At 36.6% G+C, this 22,042-nt stretch carries 25 protein-coding genes; 21 read left to right on the forward strand and 4 right to left on the reverse strand.

Translation table 11 applies throughout. From position 1 onward, the window contains the following. Nucleotides 1-2: 2 nt before the first annotated feature. From H153_RS08940 to H153_RS0101400, 20 genes are all read left to right on the forward strand, one after another. Nucleotides 3-647 carry a sulfotransferase family 2 domain-containing protein gene (locus H153_RS08940; RefSeq protein WP_022846324.1) on the forward strand — a complete coding sequence of 215 codons (645 nt, stop codon included), beginning with the start codon at nt 3-5 and terminating at the stop codon, nt 645-647. A gap of 167 nt (nt 648-814) precedes the next feature. After that, nucleotides 815-1,852 (forward strand): O-antigen ligase family protein, encoded by a 1,038-nt coding sequence (locus H153_RS0101295; RefSeq protein WP_155883377.1) that lies wholly within the window; start codon nt 815-817, stop codon nt 1,850-1,852. Beyond that, nucleotides 1,853-2,962, forward strand: coding sequence for a glycosyltransferase family 4 protein (locus H153_RS0101300; protein ID WP_022846326.1), 1,110 nt, complete (start codon nt 1,853-1,855; stop codon nt 2,960-2,962). A gap of 2 nt (nt 2,963-2,964) precedes the next feature. Then, nucleotides 2,965-3,519 (forward strand): putative colanic acid biosynthesis acetyltransferase, encoded by a 555-nt coding sequence (locus H153_RS0101305; protein WP_022846327.1) that lies wholly within the window; start codon nt 2,965-2,967, stop codon nt 3,517-3,519. Beyond that, nucleotides 3,512-4,753 (forward strand): WcaI family glycosyltransferase, encoded by a 1,242-nt coding sequence (locus tag H153_RS0101310; protein WP_022846328.1) that lies wholly within the window; start codon nt 3,512-3,514, stop codon nt 4,751-4,753. The genes H153_RS0101305 and H153_RS0101310 overlap by 8 nt, the downstream gene beginning before the upstream one ends. Further along, on the forward strand, nt 4,746-5,924 hold the full coding sequence (gene gmd / locus H153_RS0101315; RefSeq protein WP_022846329.1) for a GDP-mannose 4,6-dehydratase: 1,179 nt from the start codon (nt 4,746-4,748) through the stop codon (nt 5,922-5,924). Before H153_RS0101310 ends, gmd begins: the two co-directional genes overlap by 8 nt. A gap of 12 nt (nt 5,925-5,936) precedes the next feature. Continuing rightward, complete coding sequence (locus H153_RS0101320; protein ID WP_022846330.1) at nt 5,937-7,130, forward strand: GDP-L-fucose synthase; 1,194 nt, start codon at nt 5,937-5,939, stop codon at nt 7,128-7,130. Nucleotides 7,131-7,160: 30 nt separating this feature from the next. Next, a complete protein-coding gene (locus H153_RS0101325; RefSeq protein WP_022846331.1) occupies nt 7,161-7,631 on the forward strand; it encodes a GDP-mannose mannosyl hydrolase in 471 nt (156 codons plus the stop codon). Beyond that, nucleotides 7,628-9,076: a mannose-1-phosphate guanylyltransferase/mannose-6-phosphate isomerase gene (locus H153_RS0101330; protein WP_022846332.1), complete on the forward strand. Its 1,449-nt coding sequence runs from the start codon at nt 7,628-7,630 to the stop codon at nt 9,074-9,076. Before H153_RS0101325 ends, H153_RS0101330 begins: the two co-directional genes overlap by 4 nt. A gap of 88 nt (nt 9,077-9,164) precedes the next feature. Beyond that, on the forward strand, nt 9,165-9,350 hold the full coding sequence (locus H153_RS08945) for a DUF433 domain-containing protein (protein WP_022846333.1): 186 nt from the start codon (nt 9,165-9,167) through the stop codon (nt 9,348-9,350). Between the two features lie 66 nt (nt 9,351-9,416). After that, the gene (locus H153_RS0101340) at nt 9,417-9,641 is read left to right on the forward strand and encodes a hypothetical protein (RefSeq protein WP_022846334.1); all 225 of its coding nucleotides are present in this window, start codon (nt 9,417-9,419) and stop codon (nt 9,639-9,641) included. Further along, complete coding sequence (locus H153_RS0101345) at nt 9,629-10,009, forward strand: type II toxin-antitoxin system VapC family toxin (RefSeq protein ID WP_022846335.1); 381 nt, start codon at nt 9,629-9,631, stop codon at nt 10,007-10,009. The genes H153_RS0101340 and H153_RS0101345 overlap by 13 nt, the downstream gene beginning before the upstream one ends. A 538-nt stretch (nt 10,010-10,547) precedes the next feature. Then, nucleotides 10,548-10,790 carry a DUF1902 domain-containing protein gene (locus H153_RS0101350; protein ID WP_022846336.1) on the forward strand — a complete coding sequence of 81 codons (243 nt, stop codon included), beginning with the start codon at nt 10,548-10,550 and terminating at the stop codon, nt 10,788-10,790. A 3-nt stretch (nt 10,791-10,793) separates the two neighbouring features. Continuing rightward, a complete protein-coding gene (locus H153_RS10270) occupies nt 10,794-10,988 on the forward strand; it encodes a type II toxin-antitoxin system HicA family toxin (protein ID WP_022846337.1) in 195 nt (64 codons plus the stop codon). A gap of 639 nt (nt 10,989-11,627) precedes the next feature. Next, nucleotides 11,628-12,266 (forward strand): sugar transferase, encoded by a 639-nt coding sequence (locus tag H153_RS0101365; protein ID WP_022846339.1) that lies wholly within the window; start codon nt 11,628-11,630, stop codon nt 12,264-12,266. A 219-nt stretch (nt 12,267-12,485) separates the two neighbouring features. After that, nucleotides 12,486-13,643: a succinyldiaminopimelate transaminase gene (gene dapC, locus H153_RS0101370; protein ID WP_022846340.1), complete on the forward strand. Its 1,158-nt coding sequence runs from the start codon at nt 12,486-12,488 to the stop codon at nt 13,641-13,643. Between the two features lie 2 nt (nt 13,644-13,645). Further along, entirely contained in the window at nt 13,646-14,044 is a 399-nt protein-coding gene (locus H153_RS0101375) for a biopolymer transporter ExbD (protein WP_022846341.1), read from the forward strand. Then, on the forward strand, nt 14,041-14,520 hold the full coding sequence (gene tsaE / locus H153_RS08950) for a tRNA (adenosine(37)-N6)-threonylcarbamoyltransferase complex ATPase subunit type 1 TsaE (protein ID WP_022846342.1): 480 nt from the start codon (nt 14,041-14,043) through the stop codon (nt 14,518-14,520). Before H153_RS0101375 ends, tsaE begins: the two co-directional genes overlap by 4 nt. Continuing rightward, nucleotides 14,504-15,787 carry a phosphopyruvate hydratase gene (gene eno / locus H153_RS0101385; RefSeq protein WP_022846343.1) on the forward strand — a complete coding sequence of 428 codons (1,284 nt, stop codon included), beginning with the start codon at nt 14,504-14,506 and terminating at the stop codon, nt 15,785-15,787. The genes tsaE and eno overlap by 17 nt, the downstream gene beginning before the upstream one ends. A gap of 704 nt (nt 15,788-16,491) precedes the next feature. Then, nucleotides 16,492-16,779 carry a nucleotidyltransferase domain-containing protein gene (locus H153_RS0101400; RefSeq protein WP_022846346.1) on the forward strand — a complete coding sequence of 96 codons (288 nt, stop codon included), beginning with the start codon at nt 16,492-16,494 and terminating at the stop codon, nt 16,777-16,779. Between the two features lie 33 nt (nt 16,780-16,812). Here H153_RS0101400 and H153_RS0101405 read toward each other — a convergent pair whose 3' ends face one another. Together H153_RS0101405 and H153_RS0101410 are read right to left on the reverse strand one after the other, a co-directional pair. After that, nucleotides 16,813-17,037 (reverse strand): DUF2283 domain-containing protein, encoded by a 225-nt coding sequence (locus H153_RS0101405; protein WP_022846347.1) that lies wholly within the window; start codon nt 17,035-17,037, stop codon nt 16,813-16,815. Further along, nucleotides 17,034-17,279, reverse strand: coding sequence for a hypothetical protein (locus H153_RS0101410; RefSeq protein ID WP_155883379.1), 246 nt, complete (start codon nt 17,277-17,279; stop codon nt 17,034-17,036). The genes H153_RS0101405 and H153_RS0101410 overlap by 4 nt, the downstream gene beginning before the upstream one ends. A 629-nt stretch (nt 17,280-17,908) precedes the next feature. On the opposite strand from H153_RS0101410, the gene H153_RS0101415 reads away from it, so the two are divergent. Beyond that, nucleotides 17,909-19,096 carry an alginate export family protein gene (locus tag H153_RS0101415; RefSeq protein ID WP_022846349.1) on the forward strand — a complete coding sequence of 396 codons (1,188 nt, stop codon included), beginning with the start codon at nt 17,909-17,911 and terminating at the stop codon, nt 19,094-19,096. A gap of 34 nt (nt 19,097-19,130) precedes the next feature. Here H153_RS0101415 and H153_RS10125 read toward each other — a convergent pair whose 3' ends face one another. After that, complete coding sequence (locus H153_RS10125) at nt 19,131-19,283, reverse strand: hypothetical protein (protein ID WP_022846350.1); 153 nt, start codon at nt 19,281-19,283, stop codon at nt 19,131-19,133. Further along, nucleotides 19,283-22,009, reverse strand: a complete 2,727-nt coding sequence (locus tag H153_RS08955; protein ID WP_022846351.1) for an SMC family ATPase — start codon at nt 22,007-22,009, stop codon at nt 19,283-19,285. Before H153_RS08955 ends, H153_RS10125 begins: the two co-directional genes overlap by 1 nt. Nucleotides 22,010-22,042: the final 33 nt, after the last annotated feature.

A 22,042-nucleotide genomic window follows, 5' to 3' on the forward strand; every position in this document is an offset into this window, starting at 1 on the left:
CAATGAATATATTTGAATTATATCATGCAATGACGTTAAAAAAGAAGTTGTTCTTGAAAGAAGTACCAAGTGCTTTTATAAGAACTAAAACTATTTTTACACATATTCCTAAAGCTGCAGGTATAAGCATAACAAGTGCTATTTACGGACATGAAGTGGGGCATATACCGATTAAAATATATAAGAAGATTTTAGGGCAGGATTTTGACCAATATTTTAAATTTACTTTTGTTAGAAATCCTCTTACTAGGATTATATCTGCATTTTATTTTCTAAAACGAGGAGGACTTAACAAAATGGATTACTTATGGGGACGGAGATATGTTTCCCGATATAATGATGTTAATGATTTTATAAAGAATTATCTTACTCGTGACAGTATATGGAGCTATATTCATTTCTTTCCGCAATATTATTTTTTAACAGATGATGAGAATAACATATTAGTTGATTTTATTGGGAAAGTTGAAACTCTAAAAAAGGATATTCAAGTTATCGAAGCTATCTTGAACAGAAAACTATTCATAGAAAGAAAAAATGCTACTAAAAATAAAGGAAAAGTTTCCTTAAAGCCATCTTCTATTGATAAAATTTACTATATATATCACAAAGATTTTGAGATGTTCAATTATATACCGGAATCATGATGATTGGATTATCAAAGTTTCTAATAATGGTTTCCATTTTTTTATCACACTTGCCGCAATTAAAGGTTCCGATTATTTCAACTACTACGAGACCTGTATTTCAATTATTTTTTCTTCCTATACTTATTGGAAATTCCAATAAGGTTAAGTTGGAAAGAAGATTGAAAATGAAGTGGTTTTTATTCTCTTTGACTTTTTTTTATTATTTATTGTTGGGATTAATTTTATATCAAAATATACAGGTATTCATCAGATATACACTGGGATTTATTTTTTTATCATTGTTTTACTTCTTTGGTTATACTAAAGCTTTTCTAAAAGAAAAAAGTTTTTATAAGATAAATATTATCTTTTTTTTGTTCATTAGTGTGCTTGGAATACTACAAATTCTTGGGATATTATTTAATCCTTTGTTTTTATCAATTGCAAATAATATCAGAACAAAGTTACTATCAGTTGTTCTCGATAAAGAAAGGCTTACACTGTTGTTCTCAGAACCATCTTTTTTGGCTTCTTATATATTATACATGCTGTTTCTTGTAGATAGAATGCTGTTGTTAGCTAGAGATAGCAAGTACTTTTATTGGACAGTAAAAGTTGTTTTACTTGTTTTTGCCATCTTTTCTAAAAGCTTGTATGTTTATTTAACTATATCAGTTTTATTAATAATACAGTTTATGTTATCCGATTTTTCCTTAAAAAGAAAGTTTGCTGTTTTATCAACGCTATTAATACTTTCGTTCTTCATGTTAAGTCAGATTTCTGATAGGCTACAAAGAGTCTTTTATTTTCAAGACTTATCATTTATAGCAAGATATACGTATATTGAGGCATTAGTTCATATGTTTTTATCTTCTAAGTTTTTCGGCTGTGGAATAGGAGGTTTCGGATATTATTTTTCCTATTATTTGAATAATCAATTCAATCTTCCAATTTTTCCACCTGAGCTTACTAAATACTTAGATGGAAATATCCACGCGGTTCCATTTTCTCTATTTTTTCAATTCCTAGGAGAAACAGGATTGTTTGGAACATCTGCTCTTCTTTTATTGATTTTTCATGGATTTTTAAAGAGCAAATATAAACATTATTATTTGGCTATGTTTGTAACTACCTTGTCAGCTTTGCCCTGGGGATTACCTTATTTTTGGATATTGCTTGGTCTGTTACATAGTATCGAGAACAGAAGGTCGGAAAGGAAATAAATGGTAATGACTATGGAAAGAAGATTGCTCCTCATAGGTCCTTTGCCGCCTCCTATAACGGGAGTTAGTTTGGCGAATAATATTGTTCATAAGAAAATAGGAAAGATTTTCCCTATACATGTTAGTTGTATAAATATGTCATATCCTACTTTCAAAGAAGATGTTGGTAGATTTAACTATAAAAAAGCTTTTGTATATTCGAAGCGTTATTTGGAACTTTATAAAATTTCTAAATCTGATAAAGTTTATATAACTCCAGGACAAACTTTTTGGGGGATTCTAAAATATGCACCATTCATTTTATATGCAAAACTTTTAAAGAAAGAACTTATTGTTCATATTCATGGAGATTATTTATGGCAAGAATATAAGAAATTAACAGGTGTAAAAAAGGAAATCTTTAAGTTTCTGTTTTCTCAATTTGATAAAGGAATAGTGTTATCTAAATCATTACGGAAAAATTTAATCCCATTTTTGCCGGATAATAAAATTTTTGAACTTCCTAATTTCGTTGAGGATTATTTATTTGAAATAAATCTTGAGCGGAAGCTAAGTCAAAATTTTAGCGAACTAAGAATAATTTATTTAAGTAATTTGATGAAGGAGAAAGGAATCTTAGATTTATTGGAAGCTCTATTGATCTTAAAAGAAAGAAATATTCACTTTAATGCAAAACTGGCAGGAAATATAGATAAAGGATTAGAAAAAGAGATTACTAAATATTTGAAAAAACTAGAAGGAAATGTTAAGTACTTAGGTGTAGTTTCAGGTTATAAGAAGAAAAAATTGTTAGAATGGGGAAATATTTTTGTATTCCCAACTTATTATAAGATGGAAGGACAACCAATTTCTATTTTAGAGGCATACGCAACAGGGAATATTGTGTTGACAACTAATCATGCTGGGATTCCAGATATTTTTAAGGAAAATCTAAATGGTTTTTATGTGAAGAAGAAAAGTCCACAAAGTTTAGCCCAAGTGTTAGTTAAAGTGAAGAGGAACTTAGAGCAATATAAATATATTGCTTTTAATAATAGAAAGGAGGCAGAAAGTAAATATAGAGTTAGTAGATTCTTAGAAGATTTTAAAAATATTTTAGAGGAACAATAGAAATGTTTCAAGATTTATCAAAATTTAAGTTACCTCCGAACTTTCGTGGTAAGCCTTCTTGGTTTGTTCAACTTTGGTGGATAGTTCAGGATACTTTATTTAGATGGTCTCCACAGTTTATGTACGGCTGGAGGAGATTTCTTTTAAGACTTTTTGGAGCAAAAGTAGGTAAAGGAGTTTTAATTAGGCCTACTGCTAAGATAACTTTTCCATGGAAAGTTAAAATAGGCGATTACAGCTGGATAGGAGATGAAGTAGTTCTTTACAGCCTTGGTGAAATAGAAATAGGAAAAAATGTAGTTATATCTCAAAGATCCTACATCTGTACTGGCAGCCACGACTATACTAAAGTTGATTTTCCAATATTTGTTAAAAAGATAGTGATAGAAGACGAAGTATGGTTGGCTAGTGATGTCTTTGTAGCTCCCGGGGTAAGGGTAGGTAGAGGAACAGTCGTAGGTGCACGAAGCAGCGTTTTTAGTGATTTGCCTCCCGGGAAAGTTTGTATAGGGAGTCCTGCTAAACCTGTAAAAGATAGGATAATTGAACATGAATAAAGATATAGTCATAATTGGTGTTAACTTTTATCCTGAAGATACGGCTATAGGCTTATATTCTACGCAGATGGCAGAGTATTTGTCTGAAAATGGATTTAACGTTTCTGTTATTACTGGTTTTCCTTATTATCCTCAATGGAAAATATGGGAAGAGTATAGAAATAAACCAAAATATTTAAAAGAAGTGCATAAAAGGATTAAAATTTACAGATATAAACAATTTACTCCTAAAAATCCGAATTTTAAAAATAGGATAAGACATATATTAAGCTTTACATTTGGCAGTTTAAAAAATTTAAGGAAGATAAAAGAAGCTGATTTAATTATGGCTGTAGTTCCTTTTACATCTGATGTATGGTTGGCTCATAAATTAGCTAAAAAAACAAGCTCTAAAGTATGGGTACATATTCAAGACTTTGAGTTTGATGCAGCTTTTGAAACCGGAATTATAGAGAATAACAAATTAAAAAAAGTAGCAAGTAAAATTTTATATAAAATTGAGTCAAGATTGTTAGATAAGGCCAATATAGTAAGCACCATAAGTTATTCTATGCTTGAAAAGGCAAAAAAGAAAACAAAAACTGAATTATTTTATCTTCCAAATTGGATAGATGAAACTTTTATTAATCCAGAGAAAACAGAAATTCATCCTTACTTAAAGTCTGATAAGTTCAAAGTTTTATACTCGGGAAATATTGGCGCTAAGCAAGATTGGGAAACTTTTATTAAGGTTGTTAATTACTTTAAGGGTAGAGATGATATTGAATTTGTAGTTGTTGGAAATGGTGCTAAAAAGGATTGGTTACTTTCCCAAATAAAAAATTTTAAAAATGTAAAATATTATGCTCCTGTTCCTTATAAGGACTTACCAGATTTATTGTGTAGTGCAGATTTACACATTTTGTTCCAAAAATCAAAAGTTGTTGATACTGTCATGCCTTCTAAACTTCTTGGAATGATGGCGAGTGCTAAACCTTCATTAGTTACAGGTAATCTAAAATCAGAAGTAGCAAAGGTTATAAAGGAATCCCAAGGTGGTGAATTCTTTGATAGTAATGATATTAAATCCATTATCAATTTTATTGAAGAACTAAATAAAAATCCTCATTTAGCTGAAAATTATGGTAAAAATGCACGGCGATATATAATAGAGCATTTTTCAAAGGAGAAGGTATTAGGGAATCTAAAAAGTAAAATTAAAGAGATTCTATCCTATGGAGGAAAAGATGACTAAAAAAATTGCCCTTATTACCGGGATTACAGGACAGGATGGAGCATACTTGGCAGAATTTTTGCTTAATAAAGGATACGAAGTTCACGGAATAAAAAGGAGAACATCTCTTTTTAACACTGCAAGAATAGACCATTTATACAAGGATCCTCACGAAGAAGACGTTAATTTCTTTCTGCACTATGGAGACATGACAGACAGTTTGAACTTAACTTCTATAATTCAGAAAGTGCAGCCTGATGAAATCTATAATCTTGCCGCTCAATCTCATGTTGCAGTGTCATTTGAACAACCAGAATATACTGCTAATGCTGACGCTATAGGAACTTTGAGAATTTTGGAGGCAGTGCGGTTACTCGGTCTGAAAGATAAAACCAGAATATACCAGGCGTCAACATCAGAATTATATGGAAAAGTTCAGGAAATTCCGCAAAATGAGAAGACACCTTTTTATCCAAGAAGTCCCTATGCTGTTGCAAAGCTTTATGCTTACTGGATAACTGTTAACTACAGGGAAGCTTACGGCATGTTTGCTTGCAACGGAATACTGTTTAATCACGAATCTCCGATAAGAGGGGAAACGTTCGTTACAAGAAAAATAACAAGAGGTGCAACGAGGATTCTGTTTGGTCTTGACAGAAAAATCTATCTTGGTAATCTTAATGCGAAAAGGGATTGGGGGCACGCAAAGGATTACGTTGAGGGTATGTGGCTAATACTACAGCAGGACGAACCGGACGATTACGTACTTGCGACAGGAAAAACTACAGAAGTTAGAGAGTTCGTTAGAAAAACGTTTGCAGAGCTTGGAATGGAACTTGAGTTTTTAGGAGAAGGAATAGACGAAAAAGGAATAGTGAAAAGTCTTGATGAAGAGAAATTGTTTAATGCTTTAAAATCAGCTGGAATAATGGATGCCGACTCTGTAGTAAATAACGCTCGTAACTTGGTAGGTAAAGTAGTTGTTGAAGTTGATCCAAAATATTTCAGACCTGCTGAAGTTGATATTCTTATAGGTGATGCTTCTAAAGCAAGAGAAAAGTTAGGGTGGGAGCCAAAGCACACACTAGATGACCTTGTTAAAGATATGGTAATCGGTGATCTAAAAAACAACTACAGAGAGCTTATACTAAAGAGAGAAGGTATGGCTTTACCAGGAAGTTGTGGCATGTAATGGAGGAAAATTATGAATAAAGAGAGCTTAATTTATGTTGCCGGCGGAACTGGACTTGTTGGCAGTGCCCTGATAAGGAAGTTAAAAGAGAAAGGTTATAGGAATATAATTTCTACTTTTCATAGAAGAAAACCAGCTGACGGTGAAGTAAAATGGTATCAGGTGGATTTAACAAATCAAGCTGAAGTAGAGAGGTTTTTTTCTGACGTTAAACCCGAATACGTATTTTTAGCCGCGGCAAAAGTGGGTGGGATACTGGCAAACAATATTTATAGAGCCGATTTTATTTATCAAAATTTACAGATACAAAATAATATTATTCATCAGAGTTATTTAAATGGAGTAAAAAAACTTCTTTTTCTGGGAAGTACCTGTATATATCCACGAAGTTGTCCTCAGCCGATAAAAGAAGAATACCTATTGACAGGAGAGTTGGAGTACACTAATGAGCCTTATGCCATTGCAAAAATTGCCGGTATGAAGATGTGTGAAAGTTATAATTTACAATATGGAACAAATTTCATTTCTGTAATGCCAACAAACCTTTATGGATATAACGATAATTTTGATCTTGAAAAGTCTCATGTTCTTCCTGCTCTTCTAAGAAAGATGCATTTAGCTAAGGCATTAGAAGAAGATAATTGGGAAGAAATAAGAAGAGATCTAAACAAACTTCCTATAGAAGGTGTTACTGGAAAAAATTCAAAAGAGGAAATTCTGAGAATTTTGGAAAAATACGGCATAAAATCCGTTACCCATCACTCGTCACCTGTTACTCAAGTAGAAGTCTGGGGAACAGGAAAACCTAAAAGAGAATTTTTATGGTCTGAAGATATGGCAGATGCCTGTATTTTTTTGATGGAAAATGTTGATTTCTGGGATATAGTTAGACTTATAAAGCCAGATCTACCAGATATAAAAAATACTTCATGTTCGCCTATTTCTTTTGTGATGGAAGGAAAAGAGATAAGAAATACTCACCTCAACGTTGGGACGGGTGAAGATATATCAATTAAGGATTTAGCTTATCTCATAAAAGATATAGTCGGTTTCAAGGGAGAAATTTATTTTAACACTTCAAAGCCTGATGGTACTCCCAGAAAGGTCACAGATGTATCAAGACTCCACTCATTAGGGTGGAAACATAAAATTTCGCTTGAGGAAGGAATAAAAAAACTTTATGAGTGGTATATGAGGGGTGATTGATAGGTGGTAAAAGGAAGGGAGTGATTATAAATGACAAATGAAAGATGGTTGGATGAAGAAACCTTTAAATGCGTAGTAGAGCATACACCTTTGGTTTCTATTGATTTAATCGTTGAAAATAAGAATGGTGAAATTCTATTAGGTAAGAGAAAGAATCGACCTGCAAAAAATTTCTTATTTGTTCCGGGAGGCAGAATTTTAAAAGGAGAAACTATTTTAGAAGCTTTTAATAGAATAACCCTTTCTGAACTTGGAAAAATGATACCAATCTCCGCTGCTGAATTTATAGGTGTTTTTGAACATTTCTATGATGATAGTTTTTTTGGAAGTGATATCACAACCCATTACGTAGTACTTGCTTATAAATTAGTGAATATTTATGATTTAAATTTACCCAAATTGCAGCATGCAGAATATTTATGGTTATCATCTGAGTCTATTCTTGGTAGAGAAGATGTTCATCCTTACACGAAAGCCTATTTTGTAGGAGAAACCAAATGAAAGCGATAATTCTCGCAGGCGGAAGCGGTACAAGGCTTTTCCCGATGTCAAGAAGAAAATATCCCAAACAGTTTTTAAAAATCGGTGATAAAAAGTCTTTATTTCAAAAAACTGTTGAGAGAAGTTTACTTACTGTTAATCCGGAAGATTTAATCATAATAACCAATGAAGACTATCAATTTCACATTAAAAATCAGCTTTCAGAACTTTTTCCTTCACTCGTCACAGTTCACCATTCACCGTTCAACCTAATCCTCGAACCTATAGGAAGAAACACCGCTCCAGCAATAGCATTGGCTGCAAAATTTGCACTTGAAAAGCTGAAAGTCCATGAAGATGAAGTGCTATTTATATCTCCTTCTGATCATCTCATTTCGCCGAAGGAGAAATTTGCCGAATACATGAAAAAAGCTGAAAAGATAGCAAAAGAAGGATACATCGTAACTTTCGGAGTAAGACCCACAAAACCTGAAACGGGCTACGGCTACATTGAAGCCGGTACAGCTTTACCGTTGAACGCAATTGACTCTATCTGTTACAGAGTAAAACAGTTTCATGAAAAGCCGGATTTAGAAACAGCAAAGGAATATTTAGCAAAAGGAAATTACTACTGGAACAGCGGAATGTTTGCTTTTAGTGTAAAAACGATCTTTGAAGAGCTTGAAAAACATGCACCTGAAATTTACGAAAAAATAGAAAATAAGGCATTTGATGAAATTTTAGAAAATTTTGAGTCCATGCCGGACATTTCCATAGATTACGCTGTCATGGAAAAAACAGATAAAGCTGCTGTTTTACCGCTTGATATAACCTGGTCAGATGTGGGTTCATGGGACGCTTTTTATGAAGTAATGGAAAAAGATGAAAATGGAAATGTAAAGCTGGGGAATATTATTGATATTGACACAAGAGATTCTTTAGTTTTAGGTAATAAAAGAGTCGTTTCTACCGTCGGGATTAAGGATTTAATGATTGTTGAAACAGATGATGTTTTATTAATTGCAAAAAAGGGAGAAGGTCAAAAAGTTAGAGAAGTTGTAAAGAAGTTAAAAGAAGAAAAGGAATTTAAGCATTTAACAGAATTTCATACAACTGTTTATCGTCCGTGGGGAAGTTATACAGAGCTTGAAATAGGAAATAGATATAGAATAAAAAGAATAACTGTAAGGCCGGGAGAGGCTTTAAGTTTACAGCTTCATTATCATAGAAGTGAACATTGGATAGTAGTAAAGGGAACTGCAAAGGTAATATTAGAAGATGAAAACGGTGAACTTAAGGAGTTTTTTGTTCATGAAAACGAGAGTATTTATGTTCCAAAGACAAGAAAACATAGACTTATTAATCCCGGGAAAATACCTTTAGAGATAATAGAAGTTCAGGTAGGAGAGTATGTTGAGGAGGATGATATAGTTAGGTTTGAGGATAGGTATTGTAGAGAGAAGTAGAGAACAAGAAGATTCAATTTGCAAGTATAGACTTGAAACAGGGAAGGTTTAAATTTCTCTTTGTAGAGAATTTTTTCAGGAGACTAAAATGGACTATAAAGATAGGATTGCGAGAGATCCCACGATACTAAATGGCAAACCAGTTATAAAGGGAACAAGAATTCCTGTAGAAATTATCCTTAGAAAATTGGGAGATGGTTTATCTTTTGAGGATCTTTTAAAAGCCTATCCAACTCTGAAAAAAGAGGATATTTTAGCCGCGGTAGGTTTGTAGTTCTCACTCCTAAGAAAGTTAGAATTAGAAATGTATAGAGCAAATTGATTTTGTGGAGGAAAACGGATGTTAAAATTCAAAATAAAACCAAAAGGAGAAAAAATCACCATTTATTTACCTGAGGAATTGTTTGACCAGGAATTAGAAGTGACAATTTCTCCAGTAAAGAAAAAGAAGAATCAATTAGAGAGAATTAGAAATATGTTGAAGAACAGACCTGAAAATATATTTCACGCTATAAATGATCCAGTAGCCTGGCAAAGGAGTTTACGTGAAGAATGGGAAATGTAATTCTGGATTCCAACGTCATAATTTATTTGTCAAAGGGAATTATAGATATTGCTGATTTGATAAGAAGTGAAGAAGTTAAAATATGGATATCAATAATTAGTTATATGGAAGTATTGAGTTTTGATTTCCTTTCATTCGAAGAAGAGAAATTTGTAAGAGATTTACTGCAAGAATTCTTTATTATAGAAATTAATAGGGAAATAGCTGAAAGGACTATTCAAATACGCAGGAAGTATAAAATAAAACTTCCGGATGCAATAATTTGTGCTTCAGCATCTGTTACTGATGCTATCCTGATAACTGCAGATACACAGCTTGGTAAGGTAAGAGAAGCCAATGTAAAGGTTATCAGTCCACCGACTAAATAAGTAAGTGTTCAAATTTCGGTAACTATTTCCTATTGCAAGGGAGAAATCTGATGAAAAACATTATCTCAACTATCAATGACTCGCTTTGCTCAGAATGACTTTTTTGCTGTCATTCTGAGGCTACGTAGTAGCCGAAGAATCCGTTCCTTTTCGTCACTCTGAGGTACTTTGTACCGAAGAGTCTTAGATTCTTCGCTTGCGCTCAGAATGACGGGAAAGAAACGCTCAGGATGACGGAATGGGAAAGTGCTCAGAATGACTTTTTATTGTCATTCTGAGGCTACGTAGTAGCCGAAGAATCTGGACGCCTGAATGAGATCCTTCACTGACGCTCAGGATGACACTCTCTTTTCGTCACTCTGAGGCGCCCCGCACCGAAGAGTCTCAGATCCTTCGGGCTGCGCCCTCAGGATGACACTCACTTCCGTCATTCTGAGGCCACAAAGTGGCCGAAGAATCTGAACGTATAAAGGAATGGACTTAAAATATAAAGGGTATAATTTAAAGAAAAAACGGAATGAATTACAGGAGATAAAAAGTGGAAAGTAGAATGATTAATGTAAAAGCTGTTTGGGATAAAGACGCACAAGTATGGGTAGCTATTGGTGAAAATGTTCCCGGATTGGTTACAGAGGCAGATACATTAGAACAACTCATTGAAAAATTGAAAGTTATGATTCCGGAATTGCTGGAAGCAAATAGATTACTTCCTAACAACAAAGAGGAAATTCATTTTCGCCTGCTAAGCGAATGTACTGAAGTGGTGAAAGTCGGGGCATAGCAAGTGGCAAATTTTACGCCGAAACTTAAAAAACTTCTTCGGGAAGCAGGTTGTTACTTTGTAAGGCAGGGAAAAGGTGACCATGAAATATGGTACAGCCCGATAACAAAGCGACATTTCGTTGTTGATTCAAAAATAAAATCACGTCATACAGCTAATGCTGTTCTAAAGCAAGCAGGATTACCTAAGCAATTTTAGTAAGGTGGCCGAAGAATCTGGACGACTGGAAGGAGATTCTTCGCTTCGCTCAGAATGACGGGAAGGGGCGCTCAGAATGACTTTTTATTTTGTGTCATCCTGAGGACAGAGTCCGAAGGATCTATGAGGTTCTTCGCTGTGTTCAGGTGGGAGATTCTTCGCTTCGCTCAGAATGACAGAAAAGAAACGCTCAGGATGACGGAAGGGTGCACGGAATAATTCTGTTTTTCTTGTCATCCTGAGGACAGAGTCCGAAGGATCTGTTGAGGCTTTTTGCTGGGTTCAGGTGAGAGATTCTTCGCTTCGCTCAGAATGACGTTTTCTTTTTGTCACTCTGAGGTGCAGTGTACCGAAGAGTCTATGGTAATGGGATGAGATTCTTCGCTTCGCTCAGAATGACAAAGAAACGCTCAGAATGACAAAGAAACGCTCAGAATGACAAAGAAACGCTCAGAATGACAAAGAAACGCTCAAGATGACAGAAAAGGGCGCTCAGAATGACGGAAGGGGAAAGTACTCAGAGTGACGGGAAGAAGGTTCAGAATGACAGGGAAAAATAGAATGGATTGGTAGTAATAGGTTACGTGTTGGTATAATAGATTTAAGTTTATATACTTTTACTTTGTTTGAGAGGATTTAATGGGGGTTGTCTCAAAAATCCCATGGTGGAAAAGACCTTTTGACGTTGTGTTTTCTTTGTTTGCGATAATATTAACATTACCGATAATGCTTATAATAGCAATCATAATAAAATTTACGGATAGAGGAAGCATTCTTTTTGTTCAGGAAAGGCCTGGATTAAACGGTAAGCAGTTTAAGCTCTACAAATTTAGAACAATGTATCCAAATAACGATAAAATCCTGCAGGAATTTCTTGCCAAAAATCCAGAAGCTGCTAAAGAATGGCGACTTTACAGGAAACTGAGAAAATACGATCCAAGAGTTACATCGATAGGAAGATTTTTGAGGAAAACGAGTCTTGATGAACTGCCGCAGTTTTTTAACATATTAAAAGGCGATATGAGTGTTGTGGGTCCTCGGCCATATTTGTTAAGTGAATTTGAAGATTACAACATTCCTGAAAATATAAGAAAAAAATTACTTTCAGTTAGGCCTGGAATAACGGGATTGTGGCAGGTGGAAGGTAGGAATGAAATGACCTTTCAGGATAGGGTGAATTTGGATTTGGAATACATTGACAATATTTCGTTTACAAATGATATCATAATAATTTTAAAAACAATAATAGTAATGTTTTCAGGGAGAGGGGCGTATTAAATTATCAGAATTTTTAGTTTTTTTATAAAATAAAAAATTTTCTGTCGGAGATATTATCTCCGTTCCCATCACGCCATAATGGCTATCACGACAAATCCCGCCATCAGTTATTAAAATTACTTATATTTCTATTTTTGTTCACTTCACGCTTTTTGCAGGTTGTTTTAACGGAGCTTCTATTCTACAATTTTGCTAATCTTTTAGTAATTGGGTGGTGGCATGAATAAAGTATTAAAGGCTATGAAACCTTATCCTATGGATGAGCTTATAAAAGCTAAAGAGGAATTAAGGAAGCAGGGAAAAAAAATATACGATTTTGGAACTGGCGATCCGAAGGAGCCGACGGCACCTTTCATAAGGGAAGCGGTTAGAAATGCTGTACCTGAAGTGTCCCAATATCCTACCGTTAAAGGAAGAAAGGATTTACGGGAAGCTGTAAGTGTATGGTTTGAAAACCGCTTTGGTGTAAAGCTTGATCCTGAGACAGAAATAATTCCGTCTGCCGGTTCAAAAGAGGCGATATTCCACTTTCCGCTTGTTTTTATAGAGGAAGAGTCTGAAAAGAAAAGGGTTATATACGGAACGCCTGCGTATCCTGTTTATGAGAGGGGAACTCTCTTTGCCGGCGGCACTCCAACACCGCTGACGCTTAAGTATGAAGACGGTTTTCTGTTAAGGCTTGATAGAGTTGAACCTTCTATTTTAGAAGAGACAAAGATAGTCTGGATAAATTATCCCCATAATCCGACAGGTGCTGTGGCACCGATGAGTTATCTTAAAGATATTTATGAAATATGCAGAGAATACGACATTATTCTATGTTCAGACGAATGTTACACAGAGATATATTTTGAAGATAAGCCGCCGTCAGCCCTTCAGGTTGGAAAAGAAAATGTTGTGGTTTTCCATTCTTTATCAAAGAGAAGCGGAATGACTGGTTATAGGAGTGGTTTTGTAGCCGGCGATGATAAAATCATAAAAGAATACCTCCGTTTTCGCTCGTCTTTCGGCGTTGGTTCACCGGAATTTATTCAAATTGGTGCAAGGGAAGCGTGGAAAGATGAAAAGCACGTTGAAGAGAGAAGGGAAATTTTCAGGAAAAAGAAGGAAATCTTTGAAGAGTTTTTTAAAAATGAAGGGCTTGAATTTTTAGACGTAAAAGCAACTTTTTACTTCTGGGTAAAGGTTCCTGAGGGTGTCTCATCAAAAGATTACGCGCTTCATCTGTTAAAATACGGTATAGTGATTTCACCGGGTGAATTTTTCGGAAACGGCGGTGAAGGATTTTTCAGAATTGCCCTTGTTCCGTCGGTGGAAGAGTGCCGGGAAGCCGTAAAGGTGTGGAAGGAAGCTCATAGAACGATTAAGAGGAGCTGAGATTGAACCTTAGAGCCACCAGGAGAAAACCCATTGCTCAAATTATACTTTCACCTATTCTTGACCTTACGCTTATGCTTGTTATATTTCTTGCCGTCAGTACCGAGTTTATGTCCGGTGGTGAAGTTAAGATTCACGTTCCAAAAGGCGGGGCTCCAATAAGCTATAACAAATATGAGAAAGTAAATAAAATACTGATAGATAAATGGGGAAAAATATTTTACAACGGTAAAACGTACACAAATATAAGCCAGGTTATACCCCTTTTAAAGAAAAATGAGCGGGTTTACATAAGAGCGGATAGAGAGACTCCCTACATGTATGTGTTTCAGGTGATAGACGGCCTAAGGAAAGCAAATTTCACAACAATTTCCCTTGTTGGTGAGAGGACGGAACGTTGATTTTGAGAGTGTATGTACCTTCCGCCAAAGACACTCATCGTTTGGGAAAAATCATAGGAAAAGTTATTCCTGAAGGGACTATTGTCCTGCTTTACGGAGACCTTGGCTGCGGTAAGACCTGCATTACCAAAGGTATCGCTGAGGGTCTTGGAATTTCACCGGAAGAGGTGTCAAGCCCGTCGTTTATCATAATTCAGGAGTACGGTGATAAACTGGTACACGTTGACCTTTACAGGCTTTCGTCTGTTGAAGATTTGGAACCTGTCGGTATTGAAGAGTATCTTTTTGACGGCAGAGTGAAGGTAATTGAATGGCCGGAAATTGCAGAAGAGATACTTGAAGGATGTCCTTTTGAAAAGCTAAAAATAGAGTGTCATCAGGAAAATAGTGGTAGAATTTTTACGATTTCGGGAAATGAAAAGATACTGAAAGAGATAGAAAAACTTTTTGGAGGAGAAAATGTCCAGAATAGTTGACGTGAGGGCAAGGGAAATACTTGATTCAAGAGGAAACCCAACGGTAGAGGTGGAAGTTACACTTGAAACGGGAGTTGTTGGAAGAGCGGCAGTGCCAAGCGGTGCATCAACTGGTGAGAGAGAAGCTCTTGAGTTAAGAGATAAGGATCCAAAAAGATACCTTGGAAAAGGTGTTTTGAAAGCCGTTAACAACGTGAATCAGGAAATAGCACCTGCACTTATAGGTCTTGAATCAACAGATCAGACAAACATAGATAGACTTATGATTGAACTTGATGGAACGGAGAACAAGAGCAGATTCGGTGCAAATGCAATACTTGGCGTTTCAATGGCAGTTTGTAGAGCTTCTGCTCTTGAACTTGACCTGCCACTTTTTAAATACATAGGTGGCGTTAATGCAAAAGAGCTTCCGGTTCCTATGATGAACATCCTCAACGGAGGCGTTCATGCTGATAACAACGTTGACATTCAGGAATTCATGATAATGCCTGTAGGCGGTGAAACATTTGCCGAATCCCTCAGAATGGGTGTTGAGATATACCACACGCTTAAGAAAGTTTTAAGAGAAATGGGACACTCAACAAACGTTGGTGACGAAGGTGGTTTTGCACCGAATCTTTCTTCAAACGAAGAAGCAATTCAGGTGATAATGAAGGCTATAGAAGATGCCGGATACGTGCCCGGTGAAGATGTTATGCTTGCGCTTGATGCTGCATCTTCAGAGTTTTACAAAGGTGACGGCGTTTATGAACTTTCAGGCGAAGGTAAAACTCTTAAAAGGGAAGAGCTTATAGACTTTTACAGAAATCTTGTTGACAAGTATCCGATAATAAGCATTGAAGACGGAATGGCCGAAAACGACTATGAAGGATGGAAACTTCTAACTGCGGCTCTTGGAAATAGAGTTCAGCTTGTAGGTGATGACGTTTTCGTAACAAATACAGAACTGCTGGCACTCGGGATAAAGGACGGTTTCGCCAACTCAATTCTTATAAAGCTTAACCAGATAGGTACCGTAACGGAAACCCTTGACGCTATTGAGATGGCTAAAAGGGCAAACTACACTACAGTTATATCTCACCGTTCAGGAGAAACGGAAGATCCGTTTATAGCTGACCTTGCTGTTGCGGTTAACTCAGGTCAAATAAAAACAGGCGCGCCAGCCAGAAGTGAAAGAAACGCAAAATACAATCAGCTTTTAAGGATTGAAGAAATCCTTAACGGAAACGCTGTTTATAAAGGAATGGACGTGTTTTACAATCTTTAAAATATTGCCGGGCTTTCTGCCCGGCGTTCTAAAAAGTTACCTCCTCAGATATTTTTCCCATCATCCCGGTCAATATTGTCATCCTGAGGACAGAGTCCGAAGGATCTAAGAGATTCTTCGCTGGGTTCGGGTGGGAGATTCTTCGCTTCGCTCAGAATGACGTTTCCTTTTTGTCACTCTGAGGTGCTGTGCGCCGAAGAGTCTATGGTAATAGGATGAGATTCTTCGCTTCGCTCAGAATGACAGGGAAGGGGCGCTCAGAATAATTCTGTTTTTCTTGTCATCCTGAGGACAGAGTCCGAAGGATCTATGAAGCTCTTCGCTGGGTTCGGGTGGGAGATTCTTCGCTTCGCTCAGAATGACGGGAAAGGGCGCTCAGAATGGTTTTTTATTGTCATTCTGAGGCTACGTAGTAGCCGAAGAATCTGTGTGAATGAAATGAAGTCTCGGGGTCTTACTATCAGGGTGAGATTCTTCGCTTCGCTCAGAATGACAGAAAAGAAACGCTCAGAATGACAGGGAAAGGCGCTCAGAATGACGGGAAGGGGCGCTCAGGATGACGTTTCCTTTGTCATTCTGAGGCCACAAAGTGGCCGAAGAATCTGGATGCTTGAAAAAGCTCCTTCAGGCTGCGCCCGCAGGATGACAGAAAGGCTTGCTTTTTTTTATATTTTATTAATGAAAACCTTATTCAGGTGATAAGTGTGAGAGACGAGATTTTGGTGAAGCTCAGGGGTTTAAAAAAGAAACTCCAGGAAGTTTACGGGATAGAAGAGATAGCGATTTTTGGTTCGGTAGCAAGGGGTGAATGTACTGAAAATAGTGATGTTGATATAGTTATTCTAAAAATGAAGAAAAAAAACGGTTTTAAAATTGCCGGTGCCCGAAATTTCCTGAAAAATGAACTGAACAGAAACGTTGATCTGGGGCTTTACGATTCACTTAATCCTTTTGTAAAAGAAAATGTTAAGAAGGAAATGATCGGTGTCTAAAAGAAAGTTCCCGGAAATTTTCCTATTTGACGTTCACTGGCCGACTGCTTTCTTTACCGACAATGCCGGGAAGGTAAATTCTATCTTTTCACCCATAACTTCGGAAGCATCTATTATTTCAATTCCTAAGAGATTTCCCTTTTCATCCACATCCACGTAAACTCCGGGTGTAACGGTAAAAGTTTTGAATACTTTTGTTCCCGGTTCCCCAAAGCGTATATACAGTAAGTCCCTTTTTTCGTCATATTCAAATCTCATATTTTTTCCTCCGTTCCAGAAAACTTTCCATACCGTGCTATAACGGTTAGAACAATGATTTCTCCATCTATCACTTTATAATAAACGGTTACTTCTTTCTCCGGAAAAAATTTATTGCACCATCTTTTATTATAGGAAAAAACAAAGGTCTTACCATAAGTTCCAGGTTTTGCATTGGACGCATTGAATCCTTTTTCAAGAGTTATTTTTATTTCTTCAAGGGTTACTCCTCTTTCTTCCATTCTCATTTTTAAATGTGGATGTATGTTTATTCTTCGCACATTAATTTCCTCAAGTGTCGAATAAATATTATCGTTTAGGAGCTGGATAAGAGAGCAGTTGCCGCTTGAAACTTATAAGATACATTATAACAGATATCAGGAAGGTTCTTCGCTGTGCTTAGAATGGCACTCTCTTTTCGTCACTCTGAAGTGCTGTGCACCGAAGAGTCTCAGATCCTTCGCTAACGCTCAGGATGACGGGAAGGGGCGTTCAGAATAATTCTGTTTTTCTTGTCATCCTGAGGACAGAGTCCGAAGGATCTAAGAGATTCTTCGCTGGGTTCGGGTGGGAGATTCTTCGCTTCGCTCAGAATGACATTTCCTTTTTGTCACTCTGAGGTGCTGTGCGCCGAAGAGTCTATGGTAATAGGATGAGATTCTTCGCTTCGCTCAGAATGACGGGAAAGGGGTGCTTGTAATACTAACAAAGTGGAAAAGTACTTAAATCCGATGAGTATGCCTGCCATAGTATTTGCCTTATATAAAAAAAAGTGTTTTTAAAATTGCGATTCAAATCATTAACTTTATTGCATACTTAGGTAAGTTTGATATAATCTACATTAAAATAGCTTTATATTAAGGAGGATATGATGAGGAAGCTTCTTACGTTCACGCTGATCACGCTTCTTACAGGTTTTGGAGCAACTGCAAAAGCTGCTGCAGAGGTAAAGATTGGTGGTGAATCAAGGACGATGTTCTTAATGGGTGCAACCACCCTGAATGCAACGGCGAACGATTGGAATACCGATGGAAGAGTCTACGAAAGGGCAAGACTCAAGTTTGATGTAAATTTAGGGCAGGGTGTATCTTTAAAGTTTGTTCCACAGTATGCTGGAACTTGGGGAGAGGCATCAGCGTTTGGAACGTCTTCTAACGTTGAAGGCAGTCAGGTTTCAATACATGAAGCGTATGTTCAGTTTGAAAACTTTTTAGGAAGTACTGTTAAAGTTGGACGGCAGGAAGTAACTCTCGGTATAGGAAGGTTTATCTGCAACAAAAACTATGCAAATACCGGTCTTTCTCTTGACGGTATATTAATCGCTTATAATACAAGCGCAGGGAAACTTATAGGTTTTGGAAGCCGTATAGATGATGACACAGTAGGAACTGCAGATGAAAACCTTGCTGCACTTTCATGGCAGGGCAACATGAAGACATTTGGATTAGGCGGAAGCTATGAGTTTGAGTATATTGATTTTAACGTAAAGACCAGGCCCTGGACAGCTTACGTGAGGATTTCGCCTGCATTTGGAACTGGTTTTGGAAAGTTAGGATTAAACCTTGAGTACGCAAAACAGGGCGGTGATACAGCTGCCGGAAGCAGTTATGACGGTTCTTTCTACAACGTTTCTGCAAAGTTGGGGCAGAAGAGCTGGGGGGCAGAGGTTGGATATGAGTTCTACTCTGGTGATGATGGAACGACGGCGGATGTTGAAAGCCTTAATCCTCTCTACTGGGCCGGGCATAAGTTCTTAGGCCTTGGTGATTACTACACAGGTTTTGTTGGCAGGGGAATAGGAGCGAAGGACACTTATGTTAAGCTTTCATTTAAACCTCTTGCAAAAACGAAGGTCGGCGTTCAGTACCACTATGTAAAGACAGACATAGGAAGTACAACTGCCGGACAGGAAGTTGACTTTACCGCTTCATATAAATATACAAAGAATGTTTCCTTCTTCGCCGGCGTTTACGTGATTATGCCTGACAAGTCCTACACTTTAACAAATGTAGATACAACCGGGACAAAAGGCGAAATTACGATGAACGTAAGATTCTAATTTGGAGGGGGGAATGTCCCCCTCTTTTCAAATGTTATGTTCTCTTCTTCTGAAGAAGTCTTTTACCGGCTTTGTATATTGTCTGTATTGATTTCTTGTTTTTCTTGTAGAAAATCATGGCATCCCGCACCAACAGAATAATGGAAAAAACCTGTATGGCTGTTCTTATCTTGCTCTTCTTTGTCATCACTCACCTTCTGCAAGTTTTATTGTTGAACCGTTTGCTGTCTTTTCAACACGTATAATTTTATCACCTGCAACTTCAAGTTCCGGATCATGTGTTACAACAACCATCTGTGGAATTTTTCCTTTTAAATCAAGCAGTATGTCGGCAAGCTCTCTCTTTCTTTCATCGTCAAGGTGAATCGTAGGTTCATCAAGTATAAGCAGTTCAAACTTTGACATGAATTTCCTTGCCAGGGCAAACCGAAGGGCAAGGGCAAAGGCAACTTTTTGTCCTCCAGAGAGTTGATCAAGAGTAACAACACCCTGTCCCGGAATACCAAATTCTACCGTTAAATCTTCACTTATTGTTATTTCACTAAAGTCGAAGTTAAATTCAGAAAATATGTTTTTGCAGATGCTGGCTATTTCCGGAAGAAGTTGTTGCCTTAGTTCTGTCACAAATCCCGTGGAAGGGTGAAATCCAGCTTCTACCTGTTTTATAACGTCGTAAGCGCTCTTTAAAACCTTTATTCTATCCTTTACCTGAAGGAGTTCTTCTATCTCTTTTTTTGTCGCTGCGAGTGTTTCTCTTTTCTCCGTTAAGGTTCCTCTCTTTTGATTTAAAGCTTTTAAAGCTTCTGAAAGTTTTTCTTCGCTATCTTCTACTGTTTTTTTGATCGTTTCATGTTCTCTTTCGTCGTAGCCGATGTCCTTTATCTTTTCTTCACAGTTTTTCAACTTTTCTTTTAAAGTTTCAAGTTCTTTAGAGAGAAGTTCTATTTCCTGTTCTATTTCCGGTCGGGCTTCAAGGTAGGCGGTTATTCTCTCTATTTCTCTTCTGTTTGCTTCAATTTCTTCTATTGCCTTTTTTAATTCCTTGCCGCTTTTAACATCTATATTAAATCTACTTTTTAGTTCTGAAATGGAAGCTTTAAGGTTTGCTATTCTTTCGTCAACCGCACCTATGTTTTTAGCAACCTGGTCAGCATCAAAGAATTTTAACTCTTCCTCTATCTTTTCTATTTCAGGTTTAAGGCGGGACATTTCACCGTTTAAAGAGGAAATGAAGCTTTTTAAAGATAGAACTGTCTCTTTCATTGATTCAACTTCTTTTTCAATGGATTCAAAAGTTTCATAAGAAAATTTCAGGCTGGCAAGTTCTTTTTGAACAGCATCTCTCTCTTCTTTTAGAGATATAAGTTCTTTCTCAAGGTTTTCTCTCTCTTTCAGCGAAACTATTGCCTCTTTTAGATTTTCTTCCTCTCTTTTTTTCTTAAGTTTGAGATTCTTTAATTTGTTCTGCAGTGTTTTTACTGTGCCTTTATGCTTTTCTATAAAAGAGGAAGACTCTGAAATGAGATTTTTTATTTTATCTGCTGTAAGTTTGCTTCCACAAATAGGACAGGTGTTAATATTTTTACTTTCAAGTTTTTCAAGACGTTCCCTGTGCATTTTTATAAGTGATTCTGTTTCTGCTATCTGTTTTTCAACAGACGAAATTTCCCTGTCAGTTTCCGAAATCAGTCCTTTTAAACTCTCTAAATCAACAGCCGGCAGTTTTTTGAATCTTTCTTCTCTCTTTTCTATCTCTTTTTTAAGATAGGACAACTTCTCACTTAGACTTTCATGTTTAGATTTTGAAATTTTTAAGGATTCGTAAATATTAACTTTTTGCTTGTAAACATTTTCTGCTTCTTTAAGTTTTAAAGCAGCTTCAGAAAGCTCCCTTTCAACCACTTTTAAACGTTCTTTTTTCTTTGAAAATTCCCTCTTTAAAAGCTCAAATCTCTTTTTCCCTTCCTCAAGGTTCTTTTTCTTTTCAATCAGAAGTTTTAACTGTGATACTTTATCTTCAATCTCTTTTAGAACCGGAAGCAGTTTCACCTTTTCCTTTAGCATAGGGAGTTTCTTTTCCTCTACTTCCATAACGGACAGTTTCTTTTTCTTCTTTTCTATTTCGGAAATAACCTTTTGAAGCTGTTCCTGATATATCCTTTTTTCCTTTTCAACTGCTTCAACTCTGCTCTTTTTCTCTTCAAAACTTTTTAATACCTTTTGCTGCTGAGAGAGGAGGTTTTTCATTTCAATTGTTTCTTTTTCTTCTTCTGCTATCTGACGTTCGAGCTCTTTTATTTCCTCTTCAATAGAGATTATCTTTTTCTGCAGGTTTTCAAGTTGCTGAAGCTGAAATTCAAACTTGCTGAATTCAACCTCAATCTGTTTTGCAAAAGCTTTTATGGTTTCGTGCTTTTTGGCTATTTCCTCTAAGCCAAAGAGGCGGTTAAGGATTTCTCTCCTTGCCTTTGGTGTTCCTTCAAGAAACGTAACAAGTTCTCCCTGAGGAACGTAAACGGTATTTTTAAAAATTTCTGGTTCAAGGCCTAACTCTTTTCTTAAAACCTCTTCACAAACCTTAACGCCCATGGCAAGTTTCTTTCCGTCCCTGAAAAGCTCAACAGACTGAGCGCCTTTTGGTGTAATCTTCCTGACGACGGTGTACTCTCTGCCGCCGGTTAAAAATGAAAGAGTGATCTTTGCAGAAGATTTTTCTCTGTTTACAAGGTTGAGCAGATTTCTCCTTCCAAAAACGATATCCTCGCCGAAGAGGCCGAAGAAAATGCCGCGAAGGATGCTTGTCTTACCGGAAGCGTTAGACCCGATAATGATGTAAGACGTGTCCTCAAAGGGAAGATCCGTATTTTTATGGGAGAGAAATCCTTCAAGGTTTAGATGTCTTAGCCGCAGCATACCATCTCCATAGAACAAAGCCGGCGCACGCCG

Origin of the sequence: Desulfurobacterium sp. TC5-1 (assembly GCF_000421485.1) — a bacterium.
GTDB lineage: Bacteria > Aquificota > Aquificia > Desulfurobacteriales > Desulfurobacteriaceae > Desulfurobacterium_A.

Bases quoted from the DNA above. Each gene is read 5' to 3' on its own strand.
- H153_RS08940 (WP_022846324.1), top strand. From the start codon at position 3: ATGAATATATTTGAATTATATCATGCAATGACGTTAAAAAAGAAGTTG.
- H153_RS0101295 (WP_155883377.1), top strand. From the start codon at position 815: ATGAAGTGGTTTTTATTCTCTTTGACTTTTTTTTATTATTTATTGTTG.
- H153_RS0101300 (WP_022846326.1), top strand. From the start codon at position 1,853: ATGGTAATGACTATGGAAAGAAGATTGCTCCTCATAGGTCCTTTGCCG.
- H153_RS0101305 (WP_022846327.1), top strand. From the start codon at position 2,965: ATGTTTCAAGATTTATCAAAATTTAAGTTACCTCCGAACTTTCGTGGT.
- H153_RS0101310 (WP_022846328.1), top strand. From the start codon at position 3,512: ATGAATAAAGATATAGTCATAATTGGTGTTAACTTTTATCCTGAAGAT.
- gmd (WP_022846329.1), top strand. From the start codon at position 4,746: ATGACTAAAAAAATTGCCCTTATTACCGGGATTACAGGACAGGATGGA.
- H153_RS0101320 (WP_022846330.1), top strand. From the start codon at position 5,937: ATGAATAAAGAGAGCTTAATTTATGTTGCCGGCGGAACTGGACTTGTT.
- H153_RS0101325 (WP_022846331.1), top strand. From the start codon at position 7,161: ATGACAAATGAAAGATGGTTGGATGAAGAAACCTTTAAATGCGTAGTA.
- H153_RS0101330 (WP_022846332.1), top strand. From the start codon at position 7,628: ATGAAAGCGATAATTCTCGCAGGCGGAAGCGGTACAAGGCTTTTCCCG.
- H153_RS08945 (WP_022846333.1), top strand. From the start codon at position 9,165: ATGGACTATAAAGATAGGATTGCGAGAGATCCCACGATACTAAATGGC.
- H153_RS0101340 (WP_022846334.1), top strand. From the start codon at position 9,417: ATGTTAAAATTCAAAATAAAACCAAAAGGAGAAAAAATCACCATTTAT.
- H153_RS0101345 (WP_022846335.1), top strand. From the start codon at position 9,629: ATGGGAAATGTAATTCTGGATTCCAACGTCATAATTTATTTGTCAAAG.
- H153_RS0101365 (WP_022846339.1), top strand. From the start codon at position 11,628: ATGGGGGTTGTCTCAAAAATCCCATGGTGGAAAAGACCTTTTGACGTT.
- dapC (WP_022846340.1), top strand. From the start codon at position 12,486: ATGAATAAAGTATTAAAGGCTATGAAACCTTATCCTATGGATGAGCTT.
- eno (WP_022846343.1), top strand. From the start codon at position 14,504: ATGTCCAGAATAGTTGACGTGAGGGCAAGGGAAATACTTGATTCAAGA.
- H153_RS0101405 (WP_022846347.1), bottom strand. From the start codon at position 17,037: ATGAGATTTGAATATGACGAAAAAAGGGACTTACTGTATATACGCTTT.
- H153_RS0101410 (WP_155883379.1), bottom strand. From the start codon at position 17,279: ATGGAAGAAAGAGGAGTAACCCTTGAAGAAATAAAAATAACTCTTGAA.
- H153_RS0101415 (WP_022846349.1), top strand. From the start codon at position 17,909: ATGAGGAAGCTTCTTACGTTCACGCTGATCACGCTTCTTACAGGTTTT.
- H153_RS10125 (WP_022846350.1), bottom strand. From the start codon at position 19,283: ATGACAAAGAAGAGCAAGATAAGAACAGCCATACAGGTTTTTTCCATT.
- H153_RS08955 (WP_022846351.1), bottom strand. From the start codon at position 22,009: ATGCTGCGGCTAAGACATCTAAACCTTGAAGGATTTCTCTCCCATAAA.